Below are 18,236 nucleotides of genomic sequence, written 5' to 3' on the forward strand. Positions count from 1 at the left end.
CTCCATGAATTCCAGGCTGCGCATCCGGCTTACGGTGGCAGGCGTCGTTTTATGTGTGCTGGCAATCGTCAGCTACCGCGTTGCCCATGTGATATTCCCCAATGCTTGGCTGCCAAAAACCGCCGATCATTTTCAGACAAAATCCGACATAAAACGCGTTGATCCACACACTTACGACACCGAATGGTTTGACGCTGCACGGGCAGGGCGCCAGGACATCACCCGTGCGTTATTGCAGGCTGGTTACCCGGTCAACCTGCAAGGCGACTCGGGGTATACCGCAGTGATTCTGGCGACTTACCATGGCCAGGCAGATGAAGTGTCGATGCTTCTTCAAGCAGGCGCCGATCCTTGTTTACCCGACCACAATGGCAATACCGCATTAATGGGCGCGCTGTTCAAAGGGGAGGAGGGGGTTGCGGCCCAGTTGCTGGGCCATTGTCCGGTCGATCAGGTGAACAACACAGGCCAAACGGCACTGTCATTTGCAGCGCTGTTCGGACGACTGGACATGATTGCCCGTTTAGTCGCCAACGGCGCCGATCCCCGTCACCTCGATGCCAAGGGCAACAGTGCGCTGACCATCGTCGAAAAACAGGGCAACCTGCAAGCTGCCGCCGCATTACGTGCCGTCGGTGCACAGGATTGACGCTCCTACAGATGTTGGCAGTGCCAAAGTCCTTACCCGCGATCGGCTGCGCAGCGGTCGTAAAATCAGTCACGCTGTGTCTTCAGTTGGAACCGGGTCAGCCATTTGGGGTTGCTGCGCGTTCCACTGCAAGCGCGCTCCTACAATTTAAATACCCGCAGGTTTCTTCACAAAATGCCCATGCATTTCCACGGTCAGGGTTTCGATCCGTTCGGTGAGGGCTTTTGTCATCTCGGTCAGGTGGGTGTTTTGTTCCAACAGGTCGAGCATCAGCGCCGAATTATGCGCCGCACTGGCCAGCCGTTGTTCGTTGGCCACCGCCAAGGCTTCTCGGTGCTGTGCGTCTGCATCCGCGTTGGCTTTGTCCCTCGCAGCTTGGCGGGTTTGCGCCAGCAGAATCAACGGCGCGGCGTAGGCTGCCTGCAAGCTGAACGCCAGGTTGAGCAAGATGAAGGGGTAGATATCGAAATGGGTCAGCCCCGCGACGTTAAGCCCGATCCACACCATCACAATCAGGCTTTGCGCGCCCAAAAAAGTGGGTGTGCCGAAGAACCGTGCAAATGCCTCCGCCTTGAGGGCAAAGGTGTCATTGCCAAACGTGGACATCAGGTGAGCGTGAGCGTTATGAAAACGCAAATGGTCCACCAGCGGTTTTTTCGGCGCAACGGGTTCGGCTGCAGTATTCTCGGGCTTAACGGGGGTCATGACGACATCCTGTGTTCAGTTCAAAGCAAGCGGGCCGTTCACGGCCCATGCGCCACTATAGGTGACCGCCAGCAGACTCGATATGCTTGGCAAGCGTTGTGCCTGAATACAGGCTGAACATCGCTTAATCTCCCCGCTCTAACGCCAATCTTTTTTCGAGCATTTGACATGACCCACCTTCGGCTGATTCTCGGCGACCAACTCAACCCGTGTCACAGTTGGTTTCAGGAAACGCAGGGGGACTTCATCTATCTGATGATGGAGATACGTCAAGAGACGGATTACGTCTTGCATCACGCGCAGAAGATTCTCGCGATCTTTGCGGGTATGCGCGACTTCGCGCGGGGGCTCAGAGAAGCGGGGCATAGGGTGCATTACCTGTGCATCGATGACCCTGAGAATCGTCAATCGTTGCCCGGTAATCTTGATCATCTGCTGGGCGCTCTTCAGGTTAACCGGTTCGAATACCAGGCCCCCGATGAGTGGCGGCTGGATGCACAATTGGCCGAGTACTGCGCGGGCCAATCGCGGCCTTGGTGCAAGGTCGACAGTGAACATTTCTACAGCGCCCGTGACGCCGCCGCGCAGCAGTTTGCCGGGCGTAAACAATGGCTAATGGAGCACTTCTACCGGCACATGCGCGTCACCCATCAGGTGTTGATGGACGCTAATAACCGGCCGTCCGGCGGGCAGTGGAATTACGACCATGACAACCGTAAACGCTGGCCGGGTACGCCGTTCGAACCTGAAGATATGCGCGTGCGCCATGATCATTCAGCGTTGTGGGCGAGTATCGTCGCCGCCGGAGTAGGCAGTTTTGGCCAGCCAAATGCCGAGCGGTTAGCCTGGCCGCTGAACCGCGCGGAAGCGCTGGTGCAACTGGACTACTTTATCGAAATGGCCTTGCCGCATTTTGGCGACTTTCAGGACGCCATGAGCAGCCATGCCTGGCGCTTGTTTCACTCACTGTTGTCGTTTGCGCTCAATACCAAAATGCTTAATCCGCGGGAAGTCGTGGGCAAAGCTGAAGCGGCTTACCGCGCGGGTTTGGCGCCGCTGGCAGCTACCGAAGGCTTTATTCGACAAATCCTCGGTTGGCGGGAATACGTCCGGGGCGTCTACTGGGCACAAATGCCCGGTTATGAATCACTTAATGCGTTGGGCCACAGCCAGCCGCTGCCGTCGTGGTTCTGGGACGGAAAAACCCGCATGCGTTGTTTGGCGCACGCCATTGGCAGCTCGCTGGAAAATGCCCACGCACACCATATTCAACGACTGATGGTGATCGGTAACTTCGCGCTGTTGGCCGGGCTCGATCCGCAGGAGGTGCATCGTTGGTACCTGGGCGTGTACATCGATGCGTTTGAATGGGTCGAGTTGCCCAACACATTAGGTATGAGCCAGTTTGCCGACGGCGGCTTGCTGGCGACTAAGCCCTACGTGTCGAGCGCTGCCTACATTGACCGTATGAGCGACTATTGCAAGGGCTGTCACTACGACAAAAAAGCCCGCCTCGGCGAGCGAGCGTGCCCGTATAACGCACTGTATTGGGATTTTTTTCAACGCAACAAGACTCAGCTCGAAGGCAACCCTCGGCTGAGTATGGTTTATCGGCAATTGAGCATTATGGACGGTGGTGCGGTGACTGCTCTGCAGGAACGAGCACTCACACTGCGAGCTTCACTGGATTCGCTTTAATCACGGTCATCTGTGCCCGATACGGCCTCAATCAGGATGCAACGGTTTGGACGCCTGCATGATGTGGGCGTATTCATAAATGTATTGCCGGCCCGCATGGCTGGTCACTCGAAGCGCCTCAATCAGCAGGCGCTCTTTGCTGCTCAGATATAACAACCCAGGATGATCATTGGACTTGAGGCGATCACGTTCATGGGCGTCTGGAAAACTAACGACGTTCGACATGAAAAATCTCCTTTTAATGAGTCCATGCACCTGGAGATATCAGTTGGAGATATCCGTCCAGGGACACTGATGGTGATGCTGCCGCCACCTTACCCAGAATAAGTTGAGCTGATCAACCCTCCAAATGGATAGTTTATTGAGCCTCAATCACTTCAAACGATTGCCGTGCGTGGTTGATAACTATTTCAACAGTATCGCCTCGCGCCTTGCCGACAAGGCTTTTTCCCAGCGGAGCGTGGGGTGTGATCACGGTGATTGATCTATCGCCTTGCTGGATTTTCAGACCAGCGGCATCAGGCCCGATAAAGAGTTGCTGCTGGCTGCCCGTGTCGGTTTCGAGGCTGACCAAATCCCCGATCTGAATGCCGCGCAGCGTATCGAAAGGCCGCAGGTGGAGGTTCTGGAACAGTAGCAGTGACTGACGGATTTCTTCAACGCGTCGGGCTTGGCCCGTAGCGAGGTACGACGCCTCTAAACCGAGGGTGTCGTATTTATTCTCGGCGATGTTTTCTTCATGGGTCGCCGTTTCGTAGGCGGTCTGCGCCGCCCGTTGCAATACATCCAAATCGATCTTGAGCTTGGCGATGATCAATTGAAGTACGGTGTTTTTATCGAGGGAGCAAGGCATCAGCGCTTAACCACAGAATAAATTGACGTTGGCGCGGGTTTTTTCGCTGGGAGCGGTCTGATCCTGTTGCAGCCAGAACTGGCATTTCGGCCCGCTGATGCGTTTTTCCCGAACCGCTTTGGCTTGATCATCGTCCTGCCGCGCCTGAGTGTCCTGCAGGTTCTGTTTGTACTTTTCGAACATCGAGTTATTCGACTCCAATTCTGGCGCCTGCTCTTGTTCTGGCGTCGATTCCGGCGCCGCTTGCCCCTTGTGCGGAATGTGGAACTTGATCTGGTTGATGGCCGCGCTCACCGCACTGACCTTGCTGGCGATCAATGAGTCATAAGCGAACACACCGGTCACCGCGACAGCCACACACCCGAGCCAAACGCCCAGCGCGATGCACAAAATCAGTTTCAACGGATGGGTGGGCATTGCGAGTTCCTGACGTGAACGGTGGATGCCAGCGATTGTCGCACGGGAGCCACCTGAAGCTGGAGCTTGCAGACCGTTATGACAGACAATCATCCGCTTCAGTGTTTAGAGAGCCGGGCATGAGAGCCTCCTGGGATATTTTTTGCAGCGTTGTGGATAACTACGGCGACATCGGCGTGACGTGGCGCCTGGCCCGGCAACTGGCTGCCGAGCACGGCTTCGCGGTTCGATTGTGGGTCGATGATCTGCAACCGTTTGCCCGTTTATGCCCTGGCGCCGATGTCACTGCGGCACAGCAATGGCAGGACGGCGTGAGCGTCTGTCACTGGAGCAAAGATTGGCAGCAGACCGAAGTAGCAGATGTAGTCATTGAAGCCTTTGCCTGTCGCCTACCGCCGGCTTACTTCGACGCGATGCCCCAGTGCTCGCGACCACCGCTGTGGCTGAATCTGGAATACCTGAGCGCGGAGGAATGGGTGTCCGGTTGCCATGCGCTGCCGTCGCCGCAACCCAATGGCCTGCGCAAGATTTTCTTCTTTCCCGGGTTTCGCCCAGACACGGGCGGCTTGCTGCGCGAAGCGGGCTTGCTGGACCAGCGTCATGCGTTCCAGCTCGATCCACTGGCGCGGCAGGCTTTCCTGCAAGGGCTGGGTGTCGAACCCGCGGACAACGCTCGGCTGATCTCGCTGTTTGCGTACGAGAACCCGGGACTAGCCAGTTGGTTGGACGTGTTGGCGGCAGACACTCGGCCGACTCACCTGCTGGTGCCAGAAGGACGAATTCTCGGCGATGTACAGCGTTGGCTCGACGTCGATGGTCTCTGCGCGGGCGCGCTGCAACGGCGCGGCGCAGTGACCGTGCAGATTTTACCCTTCGTTCGACAAGAGGATTACGACCGACTGCTGTGGAGCTGCGATTTCAACGCGGTGCGCGGCGAGGACTCATTCGTCCGTGCGCAATGGGCCGGTCGACCGCTGCTTTGGCATATCTATGAGCAAGACGACGATGCGCATTGGGTCAAGCTCGACGCGTTTCTTGAGCTTTACCTCAATGGCCTGTCGCCAGACGCTAGCCAAGCATTAAAGAGCGTGTGGCGGGCCTGGAACAGCGGTATTGAAATGGGGCCGCGCTGGTTTGAGCTGCAACTACACTGGCCTGAGGTCAATGAACACGCTGAGCGTTGGTGTCTGGAACAGGCGTTGCAGGCCGATCTTGCCGCGGCGCTAGTAAGGTTTTATGTAAATTGGCTATGATACGCGGCCTAGATTTTTGTAAATCCATCCAAATTCGGATATTCGTAATGAAAACTGGTAAAGAACTCAAGCCCGGCACAGTGATTAAGCTCGAAAATGACCCTTGGTTGGTTCAGAAAGCTGAATTCACCAAGTCTGGTCGTAACAGCGCAATCATGAAGACCAAGTTGAAGAACCTGTTGACCGGTTACAAGACCGAGATCGTATACAGCGCTGACGACAAACTGGAAGACGTGATCCTTGACCGTAAAGAAGCGTCGCTGTCTTTCATCAGCGGTGACACTTACACGTTCATGGACACCACTGACTACACCATGTACGAGCTGAACGCTGAAGACCTTGAAGCGGTTCTGCCGTTCATCGAAGAAGGCATGACTGACGTCTGCGAAGCCATCTTCTTTGAAGATCGTCTGGTATCGGTTGAATTGCCGACCACGATCGTCCGTGAAGTTGACTACACCGAAGGTTCCGCTCGTGGCGACACGTCGGGCAAAGTCATGAAGCCAGCCAAGCTGAAAAACGGCACTGAGCTGAGCGTTGCTGACTTCGTTAACATCGGTGACAAGATCGAAATCGACACCCGTGACGGCGGTTCGTACAAAGGTCGCGCTAAATAAGCGCAATCTTTTATCGCTGCAACGAAAAAACCCGACCATAGCGTCGGGTTTTTTTGTGCGTTCGTCATGCCATTCAGCATGAGAACCAAAGGGTCAAACGGTGACGTGCAGACGTACGTCAACGTTGCCACGCGTGGCATTGGAGTACGGGCAGACCACGTGCGCAGCATCGACCAGTGTTTGTGCCGCGGCCTGTTCAAGACCTGGCAGGCTGATGTGCAGGTCAATGTCCAAACCGAAACCGCCTGGGATCTGGCCGATGCCAACATGGGCAGTGATCGAAGCGTCTGCTGGGATCGAGGCTTTGGTTTGGCTGGCGACGAATTTCAGCGCGCCGATGAAGCAAGCCGAGTAGCCGGCAGCGAACAGCTGCTCAGGGTTGGTGGCTGCGCCGCCAGCACCGCCGAGTTCTTTCGGGGTCGCCAGTTTGACGTCGAGGATGTTGTCGCTGGAAACAGCACGGCCATCACGGCCACCGGTAGCGGTTGCAACTGCGGTGTAGAGAGTGTCCATGGTTAAAGCCTCGCGTCGATGTAGGGTTTGTCGCGCTAAATGTTTGCGCGCTAACTAGTGCGAGGTGAATGTATCGCGCAAGTATTTAGCGCGCAAGCTAAATTTTGCATAAGAGGCGTGCGGACAAATTTCAGCAGCGCTGAACGGGGTCTATAAGGTGTCGTGCAGGTTCCCGCGCACTGCGATGAGGTCGGCTTGCATCAGTTTCAACTTAGCGAGGGTCATCCCGGACGCGCCGAGGATGCAGGATGGAATCGTTTTGGCTTTTTCGCGCAGGTTTCGGCCTTGCTCGGTCAAGTGCAGCAGTACCACCCGTTCATCTTCCTTGCTCCGGGTCCGGCTCAGCAGCCCTTCCATTTCCAAACGTTTAAGCAGCGGCGTCAGTGAGCCAGGGTCGGTCAACAGCCGAGTACTGACGTGGCCTACCGTCAGGCCGTCGCGCTCCCACAGCACCATCATTGCCAAGTACTGCGGGTACGTAAGCCCAAGCGCCTGCAGCAGCGGCTTGTAAACCTTGGTCATCATCAAGGACGTCGAATACAGGGCGAAGCACAGCTGACTGTCGAGCAGCAGGTGATCGTACGTCCCCGCATCGTTGGTGGAGTGGTCGTCAGTGCTCATGGGAAATCCTCTGTATCAGGGGTGCATTAATTTAGTGCTGCAGTGTTTAATGCGCCAGATAAATTATCAGTACAGACACGGCTCCACAGACGTTCATGAACCGTGAAGCCTGCATTCAGTAAATGCTAAGTAATTAGCGCCAGCCTTGCGTTTCCTGCCTGGGCCGGACTGCGTAGCATGCGCGCATGAGTTGATTGGGGTGTGGGCGTGATCGAAATCGTGATGTTTGTAGGGTTCGGCGCTGCCATGGGGACGCTAGGTGGGTTGTTTGGCATCGGCGGCGGCTTGGTGGCCATTCCCGTGCTTGGGGTGTTGTTTGGCCTTGACCAGCAACTGGCGCAAGGCACTGCGTTACTCATGGTGTTGCCCAACGTACTGTTGGCCTTGTGGCGTTATAACCAGCGCAATCGCATTTCTCTTCGTAATGCGCTGATGCTGATTATTCCAAGCTTTTGCCTGGCCTGGATTACATCGTTGTGGGCGGTGCGGCTAGACCCGCACAGCATGCGGCTGGCGTTTGTGGGCTTTTTGATCGTATTGACCTTGTTCAACCTGATCCAGATGGTCTGGCGTAGTGGCGGCGCCAGCACTGAACTGCGTCACGCCAAATGGCTATGGGTGTTGGGTCTGGGTTCGGGTGTCACCGGCGGATTGTTTGGCGTCGGTGGAGGGGTTATTGCTACGCCGATCCTGACCGGCGTTTTTGGCGCGACCCAAGTCGTCGCTCAAGGGCTGGCGCTGGCCTTGGCGACCCCCAGCACCACGATCACCTTGGTCACCTACGCAGTGCATGGACACGTCAATTGGCACATGGGCATCCCCTTGGCCGTCGGCGGTCTGGCCAGCATCAGTTGGGGCGTAAGGCTTGCGCACTCACTGCCGGAAAGACTGCTGCGGACGCTGTTTTGCGGTTTTCTAGTGGTCTGCGCGGTGGTGCTTGGGTTTAAAGTCTAAAGCTTAAAGCTTTCGTAGCTACCAGGAGGCCTGAATGTCCGCAGAACTCTCGCTCAAACAAGCACGCCGTCTCGCGCTGGCCGCTCAAGGATTCACAGGGCGTCAGCCGCCTGCGTCGATCAAGGCCTCCCACGTCAATCAGTTGATCGAGCGCCTGGGGATCTTGCAGATTGATTCGGTTAACGCGTTAGTGCGCTCGCATTACTTGCCGTTGTTTTCTCGTTTGGGCAATTATGCCCAGCCATTGTTGGATCAAGCCGCGTGGAGCCAAGGCCGTCAGCGCAAGCTTTTCGAGTATTGGGGCCATGAGGCGTCGTTGCTGCCCTTGAGTCTTTATCCCCTGTTGCGATGGCGCATGCGTCAGGCGTCGCAAGGCGTGGGGATCTATCAGCAAATGGCCAAATTTGGTCGTGAGCAGCAAGCGACCATCGCCAAGGTGTTACAGACGGTTCGTGAGCAAGGTGCGTTGGGTGCGGGGAGTCTGAGCACTCGCCAAGAGCGTGCCGGACCTTGGTGGGATTGGAGCGCCGAGAAGCACGCGCTGGAATGGTTGTTCGCGGCGGGGGAGGTGACGGTCTCCGGACGTCGCGGATTCGAGCGTTTGTATGACGTCCCGGAACGGGTGCTGCCGGCAGCGACTCTTGATCATCCAGACATCAGCGAAGGTGAGGCGCAACGCGGGTTGTTGTTGCACGCGGCGACGGCGTTGGGCGTCGGCACCGATAAGGATTTGCGCGATTATTTTCGTCTGGCCCCGGCGCAGAGTCGTTCGGGATTGGCGCAACTGGTCGAGGCCGGGGCGTTGCAGATGGTTCAAGTGCAAGGCTGGCGCCAACCGGCGTATTGCCTGCCAGAGCAAAAACTGCCGCGCAAGGTGAGCGCCAGCGCCCTGCTGTCGCCGTTCGATTCGCTAATTTGGGAACGCAGTCGTACTGAGCGGTTGTTCGACTTTCGCTATCGTCTGGAAATCTACACCCCACAAGACAAACGTGTTTACGGCTACTACGTGCTGCCGTTTTTGCACAACGAACGAATCGCTGCTCGTGTGGACCTGCGTGCCGAACGTGTTCTCGGACGGTTGGCGGTGCATGCGGTGCATGAAGAAGAGAAGGGCCTGGACGAAGAGGGGATGTTGGCCTTGGCTAAAAACCTCCGGCAAATGGCCGACTGGCTCGGCTTGGCGCAGGTGCAGATCAACTGCCAGCGCGCCAGTGCGGCGCGCTTGCGGGTGGCGTTTTTGAGTTTACTGTAGGAGGGTCCGCCACGTCTTCGACGCCGCGCTGTCGCGCAGCAAACTGGGTGGCACTTTGTGTGGTTTGAGGTGCAGGGTGTCAGGACTGAAGCCTTCCCGAATAAATTCGGTCCCACGGTTTGGCGCTGCACAGATTTCTGTAGGAGCTGCCGAAGGCTGCGATAGGTCCGAAGCGCCTTCGCCAACACGTTGGCTCTTACAGCGTTAAGCGCGCGGTCTAACCTGCTTCAAGGTCTCTGCAATTAAAAACGCCAACTCAAGTGACTGGTCGGCGTTCATCCGTGGGTCGCAGTGGGTGTGATAGCGATCCGACAAGCCGTCTTCAGTGATCGGCCGTGCGCCACCGATGCACTCGGTGACGTTCTGCCCGGTCATCTCGATGTGAATACCACCGGCGTAAGTGCCTTCGGCCTGGTGCACCTGGAAGAACTCTTTAACCTCATTGAGAATCTGCGCGAAGTCTCGGGTTTTGTAGCCGCTGCTGGCCTTGATCGTATTGCCATGCATCGGGTCCGAACTCCAGAGCACTTTGCGACCTTCCCGTTCCACGGCGCGAATCAATTGCGGCAAGTGATCGCCAACCTTGTTCGCCCCCATGCGCGCAATGAGGTTCAGGCGGCCGGGGTCATTGCTCGGGTTGAGGATGTCGATCAGCCGGATCAGCGCTTGCGGGTCCATGGTCGGGCCGACTTTTACCCCGATCGGGTTGTTCACACCGCGCAGGAATTCGACGTGAGCCCCATCCAATTGCCGGGTGCGGTCGCCGATCCAGAGCATATGGGCCGAGCAGTCGTAATAATCGTTGGTCAAGCTGTCGCGACGGACGAAGGCTTGTTCGAAGTTCAGCAGCAACGCTTCGTGGGCGGTGAAAAAACTGGTCTCACGCAATTGCGGCGAAGTGTCCAGGCCGCAGGCGCGCATGAAGGCCAGGGTTTCGTCGATGCGCCCAGCCATTTGGCTGTACTTCTCTGCCAACGCCGAATTGGCGATGAAGTCCAGGTTCCACTGATGCACCTGATGCAAATCAGCAAAGCCGCCTTGAGCGAATGCACGGAGCAGGTTCAGCGTCGCGGTGGACTGGTGATAAGCCTGCAACAAACGATCAGGGTCTGGCACGCGGCTTTTTTCATCGAAACCAATGCCGTTGACGATATCGCCACGGTAGGCCGGAAGCGACACGCCGCCGATAGTCTCGTCGTTGGCCGAGCGCGGTTTGGCGAATTGACCCGCCATACGCCCGACCTTGACCACCGGACACCCCGCCGCGAACGTCATGACGATTGCCATTTGCAGCAACACTTTGAACGTGTCGCGAATCTTCGCCGCCGAGAACTCGACAAAGCTCTCCGCGCAATCGCCGCCTTGCAGCAAAAACGCCCGACCCTGGGTGACTTCGGAAAACTGGCGACGCAACTCCCGCGCTTCTCCGGCGAACACCAGCGGCGGATAACCTGCCAGCGTCTGTTCGACCCGCAACAAATGCGCGGCGTCCGGGTATTGAGGTTGCTGCTGAACAGGCAGTGCCCGCCAGCTGTCGGGGCTCCAGGGTTGGCTCATGTTGAAAATCCAGGTCAATGCAGTCGGACCGGCATGTTAACAGTCCCTGTGTGAGCAGGCTTGCTTGCCAGTGGCTGCACAGACGACAATCCGCGTTCCCCGCTTGCCGCAATGCCGTTAGGAGAAGCAATGACTGAGGAGCGCGTCGAGCGTTTACTGGCCGAAGTACACGATGCCTTCGGCATGATCCGTGTGCTGGAAGTGGACGAGTATCGATTCCTGGAGTTCGGCGATGCCATCGAGCAAAGCTGCACGTTCACGGCCGACCCTAGCTGGTTGGAGTACGACTATACCCGTGCAATGTTCATCGCTGCGTTGTGCCATGAAGCGCCGGAAAGTGCCCTGTTTCTGGGGCTCGGCGCCGGGACGCTGACTCAGGCTTGCCTCAAGTTCCTGCCTCTGGAAGACGTCGAAGCCATCGAGTTGCGCCCGGATGTCCCGCGTCTGGCTTTCGAGTTTCTTGGGCTGGAGGATGATCCCCGGCTGTACATTCGCATCGGTGATGCCCTGGAGTTGCTCGAAAGCGCCGAGTCCGCTGACCTGATCTTCGTCGACCTGTACACGGACGTGGGGCCGGGTGTCGGGCATCTGGCCTGGAAATTCCTGGAAAACTGTCAGAAACGTCTGAATCCGGGCGGCTGGCTGGTGATCAACCAATGGGCGGCCGATGACGGAAAACCGTTGGGCGCGGCGCTTTTGCGTGGGCTTTATCACCGGCATTATTGGGAGCTGCCGGTGAAGGAGGGCAATGTCATCCTGATTGTGCCGGCAGACCTCGAACAGGTTCTCGATCTGCAAGCCTTGACCGAGCGTGCAGAAGCCCTGGCTCCGCGCTTGGGTTATTCACTGCTGCCGTTAATCAAGGTCATTCGCCCGGCAACCTGACAACTGCGCGACTAGCGACCTTTGAAGGCGCCGGGTCTGCGTTCCAGCATGGCATTGAGTCCTTCCTGTGCGTCTTCGCTGGCCATCAGTTGTCGGGTCAGCGCTGGAAGGTTGTTTGCAGCGGCAGTTTCCCCTTCAAGCAATGCCTGACGCGCCGACGCGAGCGTGGTGTAGACCCCAAGCGGCGCCTGTTCAGCAATGCGCGTCGCCAATTGCACCGCGCGGGGCAGCAAGTCTTCGCTGGCCATCACTTCCTGGACCAACCCCATTCGATACGCCTCGTGAGCATCGAACTCATCGCCAGTAAGCAGCCAACGCATGGCGTTACCCCAGCCTGCCCGTTGCGGCAAGCGCAACGTGGCGCCGCCGAACGGGAAGATGCCGCGCTGCACCTCCATCTGTGCAAAGCGGGTATTGCTGGCGCAGAGATTGATGTCGCAAGCCAGCAACAGCTCGATTCCAATAGTGAAGCAATAACCTTGGGCGGCAACAATCACCGGCTTGGTGACCCTGGGTCCGGCGAACACCCCCCACGGGTCGTAACCGCCCTCAGGCAGCGTCCAGCCGTTGGCCAGTTCAGGACCGGCGCTGACCAGATCCAGCCCACCAGTGAAGTGCTCGCCATGGGCGTAGACCACCGCGACTCGCGCCGACGCGTTGCGCTCAAAGTCGCCGTAAGCGAGGCTCAATGCGTTAAGCAGATCGATATCAAACGCGTTGCGCTTGGCAACACGGTCCAATCCGATCAACACGACGTGGCCTCGCTGTTCGCGACTGACACGGCCGTTGTTAGAAGAGAGCATGGGCATTGATCCTTGCGCGCTGGGAGTGGGCGAAAGAGCGTCAATCGGTAGCAGATTAACCGTTTTAGCAGTCCAGCCTAACGATGCCGGGCCTTTGCAAAATAGACACAGACGCGGGTTTGCGCAAAGCGTGTGGCAAAGAGAGGCCCAGTCGTGGTTGTCTGAAAATAACCCTCACTTTTGTCAGTAATTCCGGTATAGTACGCGCCGGCCTTTAACCGGGCCCTCGTACAGGTATTGCAATTCCCCGAAGCCAGCTTCGGCTGCTTGTCCGCACTGCGGGCTATCCTTGACGATCCATTCATCCAAACGTTTTCGCAAATCCCCGCCGACAAAGCAGCCAGGGCGACTCTAGGGTCTTACACGGCACGCGCAGCTTTGGAGCATGGGTCTTTGCGGATGCACTAGAGGCAGACCCATGACCCAGGAATTCGGCGGCTTCGCCGCTTTTAATCTTCATCCAAATATTCTCGCAGCCGTTATCGCAACCGGCTACGAAGAGCCTTCGGCCATTCAGCAGCAATCGATCCCGATCATCATGGAAGGCCATGACATGATTGGTCAGGCGCAAACCGGTACGGGTAAAACCGCTGCGTTCGCACTGCCAATCCTGCATCGTATCGATCCAGCCAAACGCGAACCTCAAGCGCTGATCCTCGCGCCAACTCGCGAACTGGCCCTGCAAGTAGCCACCGCTTTTGAAACCTACGCCAAGCAAATGCCGGGCGTTACGGTTGTAGCGGTCTACGGCGGTGCGCCGATGGGCCCGCAATTGAAAGCAATCCGTAATGGCGCGCAGATCGTTGTCGCTACGCCGGGCCGTCTGTGCGATCACCTTCGCCGCGACGAAAAAGTCCTCGCTACCGTGAACCACCTGGTTCTCGACGAAGCAGACGAAATGTTGAAGCTGGGCTTCATGGACGACCTGGAAGTTATCTTCAAGGCGTTGCCAGCAACTCGTCAGACCGTTCTGTTCTCGGCGACCTTGCCTCAATCGATCCGTGCCATCGCTGAACGCCATCTGCGCGATCCGAAGCACGTGAAGATTCAGACCAAGACCCAAACCGTTACCGCGATCGAACAGGCTCACCTGTTGGTTCATGCTGACCAGAAAACCTCGGCTGTACTGAGCCTGCTGGAAGTTGAAGACTTCGACGCACTGATCATGTTCGTGCGCACCAAGCAAGCGACCCTGGATCTGGCCAGCGCGCTTGAAGCCAAAGGTTACAAGGCTGCAGCACTGAACGGCGACATCGCTCAAAACCAACGTGAACGCGTCATCGAGTCGCTCAAGGATGGCCGTCTGGACATCGTTGTAGCCACCGACGTTGCTGCACGTGGTCTCGACGTTCCGCGTATCACCCACGTGTTCAACGTGGACATGCCTTACGATCCAGAGTCCTACGTTCACCGTATCGGCCGTACTGGCCGTGCCGGTCGCGAAGGCCGTGCGTTGCTGCTGGTGACTCCACGTGAGCGCCGCATGCTGCAAGTGATCGAGCGTGTTACCGGTCAGAAAGTAGCTGAAGTTCGCCTTCCAGATGCTCAAGCCGTTCTCGATGCTCGCATCAAGAAACTGACTAACAGCCTGGCTCCACTGGTTGCTGACGCTGAATCGACTCACGGTGATCTGCTTGATCGCCTGACCGCCGATATCGGTTGCAGCCCGCGTGCCCTTGCTGCTGCGCTGTTGCGCAAAGCCACCAACGGTCAAGCATTGACCCTGGCCGCCATCGAACGTGATCGCCCACTGGTTCCAACCAGCGCGCCACGTGAGCGCAGCGATCGTTCGTCTTCGAGCGAGCGTCCTGAGCGCAGCGGTGCTGATCGTGAGCGTCGCGCTCCGGTTCCATTGGCTGAAGGCCGTGCTCGTTGCCGTACCGCGCTGGGTGCGCGTGATGGTATCGCTGCTAAAAACCTGTTGGGTGCAATCCTCAACGAAGGCGGCCTGGCCCGCGAAGCAATCGGCCGCATCCAGGTGCGCGACAGCTTCAGCCTGGTCGAGCTTCCGGAAGATGGCCTTGAGCGTCTGTTGACCAAACTCAAGGACACCCGCGTTGCAGGCAAGCAGTTGAAGCTGCGTCGCTATCGCGAAGACTGATCTGCTCTTGAGCTGATCGAGTCTGAATAAAAAATCCCCGACTGGTTCGGGGATTTTTTTGTTTTGTAAATACTGTGGGAGTTTGCTTGCCTGCGAATAGGCCCGTAATCACGCCGCTGACGCCTATCTGGCAAACGCTCATCCAAACCGATAGATGTCCATCCCCAGCGCGCCCATCGTAAATCCCTGATGCGCAATGCTGAATTCGCCGCCTGCGCCGCGTGCGAAATAAAGCGGCAGCAGATGTTCATTACTGGGATGGTTACGTACCGCATTCGGTGCCAAACGCCGGTAATCGTGCAACGCTGCTTCGTCATTGCTCGTCAGCTTGTCAACGATCCAGTCACGAAACGCCAGCGCCCATGGCTCAATGCTCTCGGGCCCGGCATGCCAATCCAGCTCCCTCAGGTTGTGGGTAATGCTGCCAGACCCCATCACCAGCACGCCTTGTTCACGCAGGCTCGCCAGCGCACGACCAACTCGGGTTTGCAGTGCTGGGCCGAGGCGGCTGGGCAACGAGACCTGCACCACGGGAATATCAGCCTGCGGGTACATCAACGACAGCGGCACCCAAACGCCGTGGTCAAACGGACGCTGGGAGTCGACACGGGCCGGCAGTCCATCGGCGCTGAGCAGTTCAACCACGTGCTTCGTCAGTTCGGGTAAGCCGGGCGCTGGGTATTGCACGGCGAACAGCTCCGGCGGGAAGCCACCGAAGTCGTGCCAGGTCTCCGGTTGCGGATTGCCATTGACTAACAGGTCTTGGCTTTCCCAGTGCGCTGAAACAATCACGATGGCCCTGGGCTTTGGCATCTCGGCAGCGATACGTGCCAACGCCGGGCCGCTCGCGCCGGGTTCCAGCGCGAGCATCGGCGAGCCATGGGAGATAAACAAGCTAGGGAACATAGTCGGAGTCCTGAGCGTTAAGATGGTGCCATCTTCAGGCAAAAGATTGATCTAAATCTAATATAAGTTTTAGCCTGATTTGATCGAATTATTGGGAGTCATTATGCAGCCAGAATTTTGGCAAAAACGTTGGGCGCTCAACCAGATCGGTTTTCACTTGCCGCAGGTTAATCCTTACCTGCAACGCTTCTGGCCTGGGCTTGAGCTTGCGCCGGGCGCTCAGGTGCTGGTGCCGTTGTGCGGTAAAAGCCTAGATCTGGCGTGGTTGGCAGGGCAAGGGTTCAAGGTTATGGGTATCGAGCTGACGGAAAAGGCCGTGGAAGATTTCTTTAGCGAGCAGCAACTGGCAGCGACCATCCGCCAGCGCGGCCCGTTCAAGGTGTATAGCGTTGAATCCATCGAGCTGTGGTGTGGCGATTTTTTTGCCCTGACGGCCGCTGACGTTGCAGAGTGTGCAGGCCTTTATGACCGCGCTGCACTGATCGCATTACCGCCCCAGATGCGCGAGTCCTATACACGACATCTGGCGCAGATACTTCCGCCAACCTGCCAAGGGCTATTAATTACCTTGGATTACGAGCAGTCACAAATAGAGGGCCCGCCGTTTGCAGTGCCCGATGCCGAGGTGCAGCAACGGTTGGCAGCCGATTGGCAGATTCAAGTCTTGGAAACCTGCGATGTGCTCAGCATGAGCACTAGATTTCTCAACGGGGGCGCCACACGGCTGGAAGAGCGCGCTTATCGTTTACGGCGTGGCGCTGTTTTGTAGGCGACGGACGAACGCATCGGAGCCGTCTATGGAGCGCTGCATGTCCTTGAGCAAGTCGTAGACACTGTTTTGCACGTGGCCGCTTTCGTCTTTGAGCGCCCCAATCGCTTGGGCGTTGAGGTTGTGTTTGAGAAACAGCACTTGATCGTGCAACACGCTGAGAACGGGCGGAATGCGGCTCTCAGCGGTTTTCATCGTGGCTAGCAGCGTGCGGTATTCAGCGTGGGTGCGATCCAATTCCTTCGCGCTGGCCGCACGCAAGTCTTGGCGGGTGTATTGACCAAGTTCGTCGTTCCATTCGTCAAACAATGCATCGGCGACGTTTTCAACGGAGGCGATTCGTTGATGAATGGCGTTGGCGCTTTTTACGCTGGCTTGATAATCATCATTCAGCGCGTCGTAGCGCTTCTCTAGATCGCCGCCGTCGAAGTGCACCACGCGCCGATAGTTTTCCAGTGCGCTGGATAAGTGTTTGCTGGTGTCCTTCTGTGCGTCACGTGCGTCTTCGATCCGTCCGGCGAGCATTTGGCGTTTCGATATGCCAGCTTCGTCCATAACAGCGAAATACGCACTTTGGCAGCCGCTCAAGGCGAAGAGGGCGAGGAACGCGAGGGCGAGGTGGCGCATGGGGTAATCCTTTATCCAGATAAAACAAAAGGGCGACTTGCGTCGCCCCTCCGTCACACTGAGTAAAGCTTATCAGGCGAGACGACGAAGCGCCTCGATGCGATCTTCCAGCGCCGGGTGGCTCATGAACAACCCCGCCAAGCCATGCTTGAGTCCGCCGTTGATGCCGAAGGCGGTCAGGCTGTCCGGCATTTGCACCGGCACGCCTTGTTCTGAACGCAGACGCTGCAGGGCACCAATCATCGCATTCTTGCCTGCCAGCCGTGCGCCAGCCTCATCAGCGCGGTATTCGCGTTTGCGCGAAAACCACATGACGATGGAACTGGCCAGGAACCCCAATACCAACTCGGCAAAAATAGTCGCGATGTAATAGGCCATGCCTTGGCCTTCTTCGTTCTTGAAAATCACCTTGTCGACAAAGTTACCAATGATCCGCGCGAAGAACATCACGAAGGTGTTCACCACGCCCTGGACCAAGGCCAGTGTCACCATGTCGCCATTGGCAACGTGGCCGATTTCGTGGGCCAACACTGCTTTCACTTCATCCGGTGAAAAACGCTCCAGCAAACCTTGGCTGACGGCGACCAGTGCATCGTTCTTGTTCCAGCCCGTGGCAAAGGCGTTGGCCTCGTACGCCGGGAAGATGCCGACTTCGGGCATTTTGATTCCGGCCTCGCGGGACAGTTGTTCAACCGTCTGCAGCAGCCACTGCTCGTGCCGAGTGCGCGGCTGAGTAATCACTTGGGTGCTGGTGCTCATCTTCGCCATCCACTTGGAGATGAACAGCGAAAACAGTGAACCGGCAAAGCCGAAAACAGCACAGAAAATCAGCAGCTGATTAAGGTTTAGATCAACCCGATTGGCCGCCATTATCCCGTTAAAGCCAAAAAGGCTCAGGGTAATGCTGGCTATGAGTACCACTGCCAGGTTCGTGGCCAAAAACAGCAAAATGCGCATCATGGTCGAAACGGTCTCCTCATGAAAATATGTAACGTGATGCGGGGTATATAAGGCGATGCACGCAGCTATTCAACAGAGGGACTATTTCAAACTGTG

General features: G+C 57.2%; 20 protein-coding genes. 9 read left to right on the forward strand and 11 right to left on the reverse strand.

The window, feature by feature from the left end; translation table 11 throughout:
* The first annotated feature begins 4 nt into the window (after nt 1–4).
* A complete protein-coding gene (locus RHM59_RS24230; protein WP_322285603.1) occupies nt 5–649 on the forward strand; it encodes an ankyrin repeat domain-containing protein in 645 nt (214 codons plus the stop codon).
* Nucleotides 650–796: 147 nt separating this feature from the next.
* Here RHM59_RS24230 and RHM59_RS24235 read toward each other — a convergent pair whose 3' ends face one another.
* A complete protein-coding gene (locus RHM59_RS24235; protein ID WP_322285604.1) occupies nt 797–1,354 on the reverse strand; it encodes a DUF1003 domain-containing protein in 558 nt (185 codons plus the stop codon).
* Between the two features lie 168 nt (nt 1,355–1,522).
* Here RHM59_RS24235 and RHM59_RS24240 point away from each other — a divergent pair, with 168 nt between their 5' ends.
* Nucleotides 1,523–3,052, forward strand: a complete 1,530-nt coding sequence (locus RHM59_RS24240; RefSeq protein WP_322285605.1) for a cryptochrome/photolyase family protein — start codon at nt 1,523–1,525, stop codon at nt 3,050–3,052.
* A gap of 27 nt (nt 3,053–3,079) precedes the next feature.
* Here the strand turns inward: RHM59_RS24240 and RHM59_RS24245 are convergent, their stop codons facing one another.
* From RHM59_RS24245 to RHM59_RS24255, 3 genes are all read right to left on the reverse strand, one after another.
* Nucleotides 3,080–3,277: a hypothetical protein gene (locus RHM59_RS24245; RefSeq protein ID WP_322165534.1), complete on the reverse strand. Its 198-nt coding sequence runs from the start codon at nt 3,275–3,277 to the stop codon at nt 3,080–3,082.
* Nucleotides 3,278–3,410: 133 nt separating this feature from the next.
* Nucleotides 3,411–3,905, reverse strand: a complete 495-nt coding sequence (locus RHM59_RS24250; RefSeq protein ID WP_322285606.1) for a GreA/GreB family elongation factor — start codon at nt 3,903–3,905, stop codon at nt 3,411–3,413.
* Nucleotides 3,906–3,911: 6 nt separating this feature from the next.
* Nucleotides 3,912–4,322 carry a hypothetical protein gene (locus RHM59_RS24255; RefSeq protein ID WP_322165532.1) on the reverse strand — a complete coding sequence of 137 codons (411 nt, stop codon included), beginning with the start codon at nt 4,320–4,322 and terminating at the stop codon, nt 3,912–3,914.
* A 119-nt stretch (nt 4,323–4,441) separates the two neighbouring features.
* Between RHM59_RS24255 and earP the strand changes: the two genes are divergently transcribed.
* Both earP and RHM59_RS24265 read left to right on the forward strand, forming a co-directional pair.
* Nucleotides 4,442–5,575: an elongation factor P maturation arginine rhamnosyltransferase EarP gene (earP, locus tag RHM59_RS24260; protein WP_322285607.1), complete on the forward strand. Its 1,134-nt coding sequence runs from the start codon at nt 4,442–4,444 to the stop codon at nt 5,573–5,575.
* A gap of 47 nt (nt 5,576–5,622) precedes the next feature.
* The gene (locus RHM59_RS24265; protein WP_322165530.1) at nt 5,623–6,192 is read left to right on the forward strand and encodes an elongation factor P; all 570 of its coding nucleotides are present in this window, start codon (nt 5,623–5,625) and stop codon (nt 6,190–6,192) included.
* A 93-nt stretch (nt 6,193–6,285) separates the two neighbouring features.
* Here the strand turns inward: RHM59_RS24265 and RHM59_RS24270 are convergent, their stop codons facing one another.
* Both RHM59_RS24270 and RHM59_RS24275 read right to left on the reverse strand, forming a co-directional pair.
* On the reverse strand, nt 6,286–6,705 hold the full coding sequence (locus tag RHM59_RS24270) for an organic hydroperoxide resistance protein (protein ID WP_322165529.1): 420 nt from the start codon (nt 6,703–6,705) through the stop codon (nt 6,286–6,288).
* A 150-nt stretch (nt 6,706–6,855) separates the two neighbouring features.
* Nucleotides 6,856–7,326 (reverse strand): MarR family transcriptional regulator, encoded by a 471-nt coding sequence (locus tag RHM59_RS24275; RefSeq protein ID WP_322285608.1) that lies wholly within the window; start codon nt 7,324–7,326, stop codon nt 6,856–6,858.
* A gap of 207 nt (nt 7,327–7,533) precedes the next feature.
* On the opposite strand from RHM59_RS24275, the gene RHM59_RS24280 reads away from it, so the two are divergent.
* Together RHM59_RS24280 and RHM59_RS24285 are read left to right on the forward strand one after the other, a co-directional pair.
* The gene (locus RHM59_RS24280; RefSeq protein WP_322165527.1) at nt 7,534–8,280 is read left to right on the forward strand and encodes a sulfite exporter TauE/SafE family protein; all 747 of its coding nucleotides are present in this window, start codon (nt 7,534–7,536) and stop codon (nt 8,278–8,280) included.
* Between the two features lie 34 nt (nt 8,281–8,314).
* Nucleotides 8,315–9,532 carry a winged helix-turn-helix domain-containing protein gene (locus RHM59_RS24285; protein ID WP_322183522.1) on the forward strand — a complete coding sequence of 406 codons (1,218 nt, stop codon included), beginning with the start codon at nt 8,315–8,317 and terminating at the stop codon, nt 9,530–9,532.
* A gap of 204 nt (nt 9,533–9,736) precedes the next feature.
* On the opposite strand, the gene RHM59_RS24290 is transcribed toward RHM59_RS24285, so the two are convergent.
* Nucleotides 9,737–11,089, reverse strand: coding sequence for a class II 3-deoxy-7-phosphoheptulonate synthase (locus tag RHM59_RS24290; RefSeq protein ID WP_322165525.1), 1,353 nt, complete (start codon nt 11,087–11,089; stop codon nt 9,737–9,739).
* 129 nt (nt 11,090–11,218) lie between these two features.
* Between RHM59_RS24290 and RHM59_RS24295 the strand changes: the two genes are divergently transcribed.
* The gene (locus tag RHM59_RS24295; RefSeq protein WP_322285609.1) at nt 11,219–11,974 is read left to right on the forward strand and encodes a spermidine synthase; all 756 of its coding nucleotides are present in this window, start codon (nt 11,219–11,221) and stop codon (nt 11,972–11,974) included.
* Between the two features lie 11 nt (nt 11,975–11,985).
* On the opposite strand, the gene RHM59_RS24300 is transcribed toward RHM59_RS24295, so the two are convergent.
* Nucleotides 11,986–12,777, reverse strand: a complete 792-nt coding sequence (locus RHM59_RS24300) for a crotonase/enoyl-CoA hydratase family protein (RefSeq protein ID WP_322285610.1) — start codon at nt 12,775–12,777, stop codon at nt 11,986–11,988.
* Nucleotides 12,778–13,162: 385 nt separating this feature from the next.
* On the opposite strand from RHM59_RS24300, the gene RHM59_RS24305 reads away from it, so the two are divergent.
* On the forward strand, nt 13,163–14,878 hold the full coding sequence (locus tag RHM59_RS24305; protein WP_322165521.1) for a DEAD/DEAH box helicase: 1,716 nt from the start codon (nt 13,163–13,165) through the stop codon (nt 14,876–14,878).
* Nucleotides 14,879–15,016: 138 nt separating this feature from the next.
* On the opposite strand, the gene RHM59_RS24310 is transcribed toward RHM59_RS24305, so the two are convergent.
* Nucleotides 15,017–15,784: a class III extradiol ring-cleavage dioxygenase gene (locus RHM59_RS24310; RefSeq protein ID WP_322285611.1), complete on the reverse strand. Its 768-nt coding sequence runs from the start codon at nt 15,782–15,784 to the stop codon at nt 15,017–15,019.
* A 103-nt stretch (nt 15,785–15,887) separates the two neighbouring features.
* Here RHM59_RS24310 and RHM59_RS24315 point away from each other — a divergent pair, with 103 nt between their 5' ends.
* Nucleotides 15,888–16,553, forward strand: coding sequence for a thiopurine S-methyltransferase (locus tag RHM59_RS24315; RefSeq protein ID WP_322183532.1), 666 nt, complete (start codon nt 15,888–15,890; stop codon nt 16,551–16,553).
* On the opposite strand, the gene RHM59_RS24320 is transcribed toward RHM59_RS24315, so the two are convergent.
* Nucleotides 16,530–17,180: a DUF2959 family protein gene (locus RHM59_RS24320; protein ID WP_322285612.1), complete on the reverse strand. Its 651-nt coding sequence runs from the start codon at nt 17,178–17,180 to the stop codon at nt 16,530–16,532. The two genes, RHM59_RS24315 and RHM59_RS24320, sit on opposite strands and share 24 nt — an antisense overlap.
* Nucleotides 17,181–17,252: 72 nt before the next feature.
* Nucleotides 17,253–18,140, reverse strand: a complete 888-nt coding sequence (gene htpX, locus RHM59_RS24325) for a protease HtpX (protein ID WP_322165517.1) — start codon at nt 18,138–18,140, stop codon at nt 17,253–17,255.
* Nucleotides 18,141–18,236 lie beyond the last annotated feature (96 nt).

The organism is Pseudomonas sp. MH10 (assembly GCF_034353045.1).
In the GTDB taxonomy this organism is placed as follows: domain Bacteria; phylum Pseudomonadota; class Gammaproteobacteria; order Pseudomonadales; family Pseudomonadaceae; genus Aquipseudomonas.

Bases quoted from the DNA above. Each gene is read 5' to 3' on its own strand.
- RHM59_RS24315 (WP_322183532.1), top strand. From the start codon at position 15,888: ATGCAGCCAGAATTTTGGCAAAAACGTTGGGCGCTCAACCAGATCGGT.
- RHM59_RS24295 (WP_322285609.1), top strand. From the start codon at position 11,219: ATGACTGAGGAGCGCGTCGAGCGTTTACTGGCCGAAGTACACGATGCC.
- RHM59_RS24235 (WP_322285604.1), bottom strand. From the start codon at position 1,354: ATGACCCCCGTTAAGCCCGAGAATACTGCAGCCGAACCCGTTGCGCCG.
- RHM59_RS24230 (WP_322285603.1), top strand. From the start codon at position 5: ATGAATTCCAGGCTGCGCATCCGGCTTACGGTGGCAGGCGTCGTTTTA.
- RHM59_RS24240 (WP_322285605.1), top strand. From the start codon at position 1,523: ATGACCCACCTTCGGCTGATTCTCGGCGACCAACTCAACCCGTGTCAC.
- RHM59_RS24250 (WP_322285606.1), bottom strand. From the start codon at position 3,905: ATGCCTTGCTCCCTCGATAAAAACACCGTACTTCAATTGATCATCGCC.
- RHM59_RS24320 (WP_322285612.1), bottom strand. From the start codon at position 17,180: ATGCGCCACCTCGCCCTCGCGTTCCTCGCCCTCTTCGCCTTGAGCGGC.
- RHM59_RS24245 (WP_322165534.1), bottom strand. From the start codon at position 3,277: ATGTCGAACGTCGTTAGTTTTCCAGACGCCCATGAACGTGATCGCCTC.
- RHM59_RS24305 (WP_322165521.1), top strand. From the start codon at position 13,163: ATGGGTCTTTGCGGATGCACTAGAGGCAGACCCATGACCCAGGAATTC.
- RHM59_RS24300 (WP_322285610.1), bottom strand. From the start codon at position 12,777: ATGCTCTCTTCTAACAACGGCCGTGTCAGTCGCGAACAGCGAGGCCAC.
- RHM59_RS24285 (WP_322183522.1), top strand. From the start codon at position 8,315: ATGTCCGCAGAACTCTCGCTCAAACAAGCACGCCGTCTCGCGCTGGCC.
- earP (WP_322285607.1), top strand. From the start codon at position 4,442: ATGAGAGCCTCCTGGGATATTTTTTGCAGCGTTGTGGATAACTACGGC.
- htpX (WP_322165517.1), bottom strand. From the start codon at position 18,140: ATGATGCGCATTTTGCTGTTTTTGGCCACGAACCTGGCAGTGGTACTC.
- RHM59_RS24310 (WP_322285611.1), bottom strand. From the start codon at position 15,784: ATGTTCCCTAGCTTGTTTATCTCCCATGGCTCGCCGATGCTCGCGCTG.
- RHM59_RS24270 (WP_322165529.1), bottom strand. From the start codon at position 6,705: ATGGACACTCTCTACACCGCAGTTGCAACCGCTACCGGTGGCCGTGAT.
- RHM59_RS24265 (WP_322165530.1), top strand. From the start codon at position 5,623: ATGAAAACTGGTAAAGAACTCAAGCCCGGCACAGTGATTAAGCTCGAA.
- RHM59_RS24275 (WP_322285608.1), bottom strand. From the start codon at position 7,326: ATGAGCACTGACGACCACTCCACCAACGATGCGGGGACGTACGATCAC.
- RHM59_RS24290 (WP_322165525.1), bottom strand. From the start codon at position 11,089: ATGAGCCAACCCTGGAGCCCCGACAGCTGGCGGGCACTGCCTGTTCAG.
- RHM59_RS24255 (WP_322165532.1), bottom strand. From the start codon at position 4,322: ATGCCCACCCATCCGTTGAAACTGATTTTGTGCATCGCGCTGGGCGTT.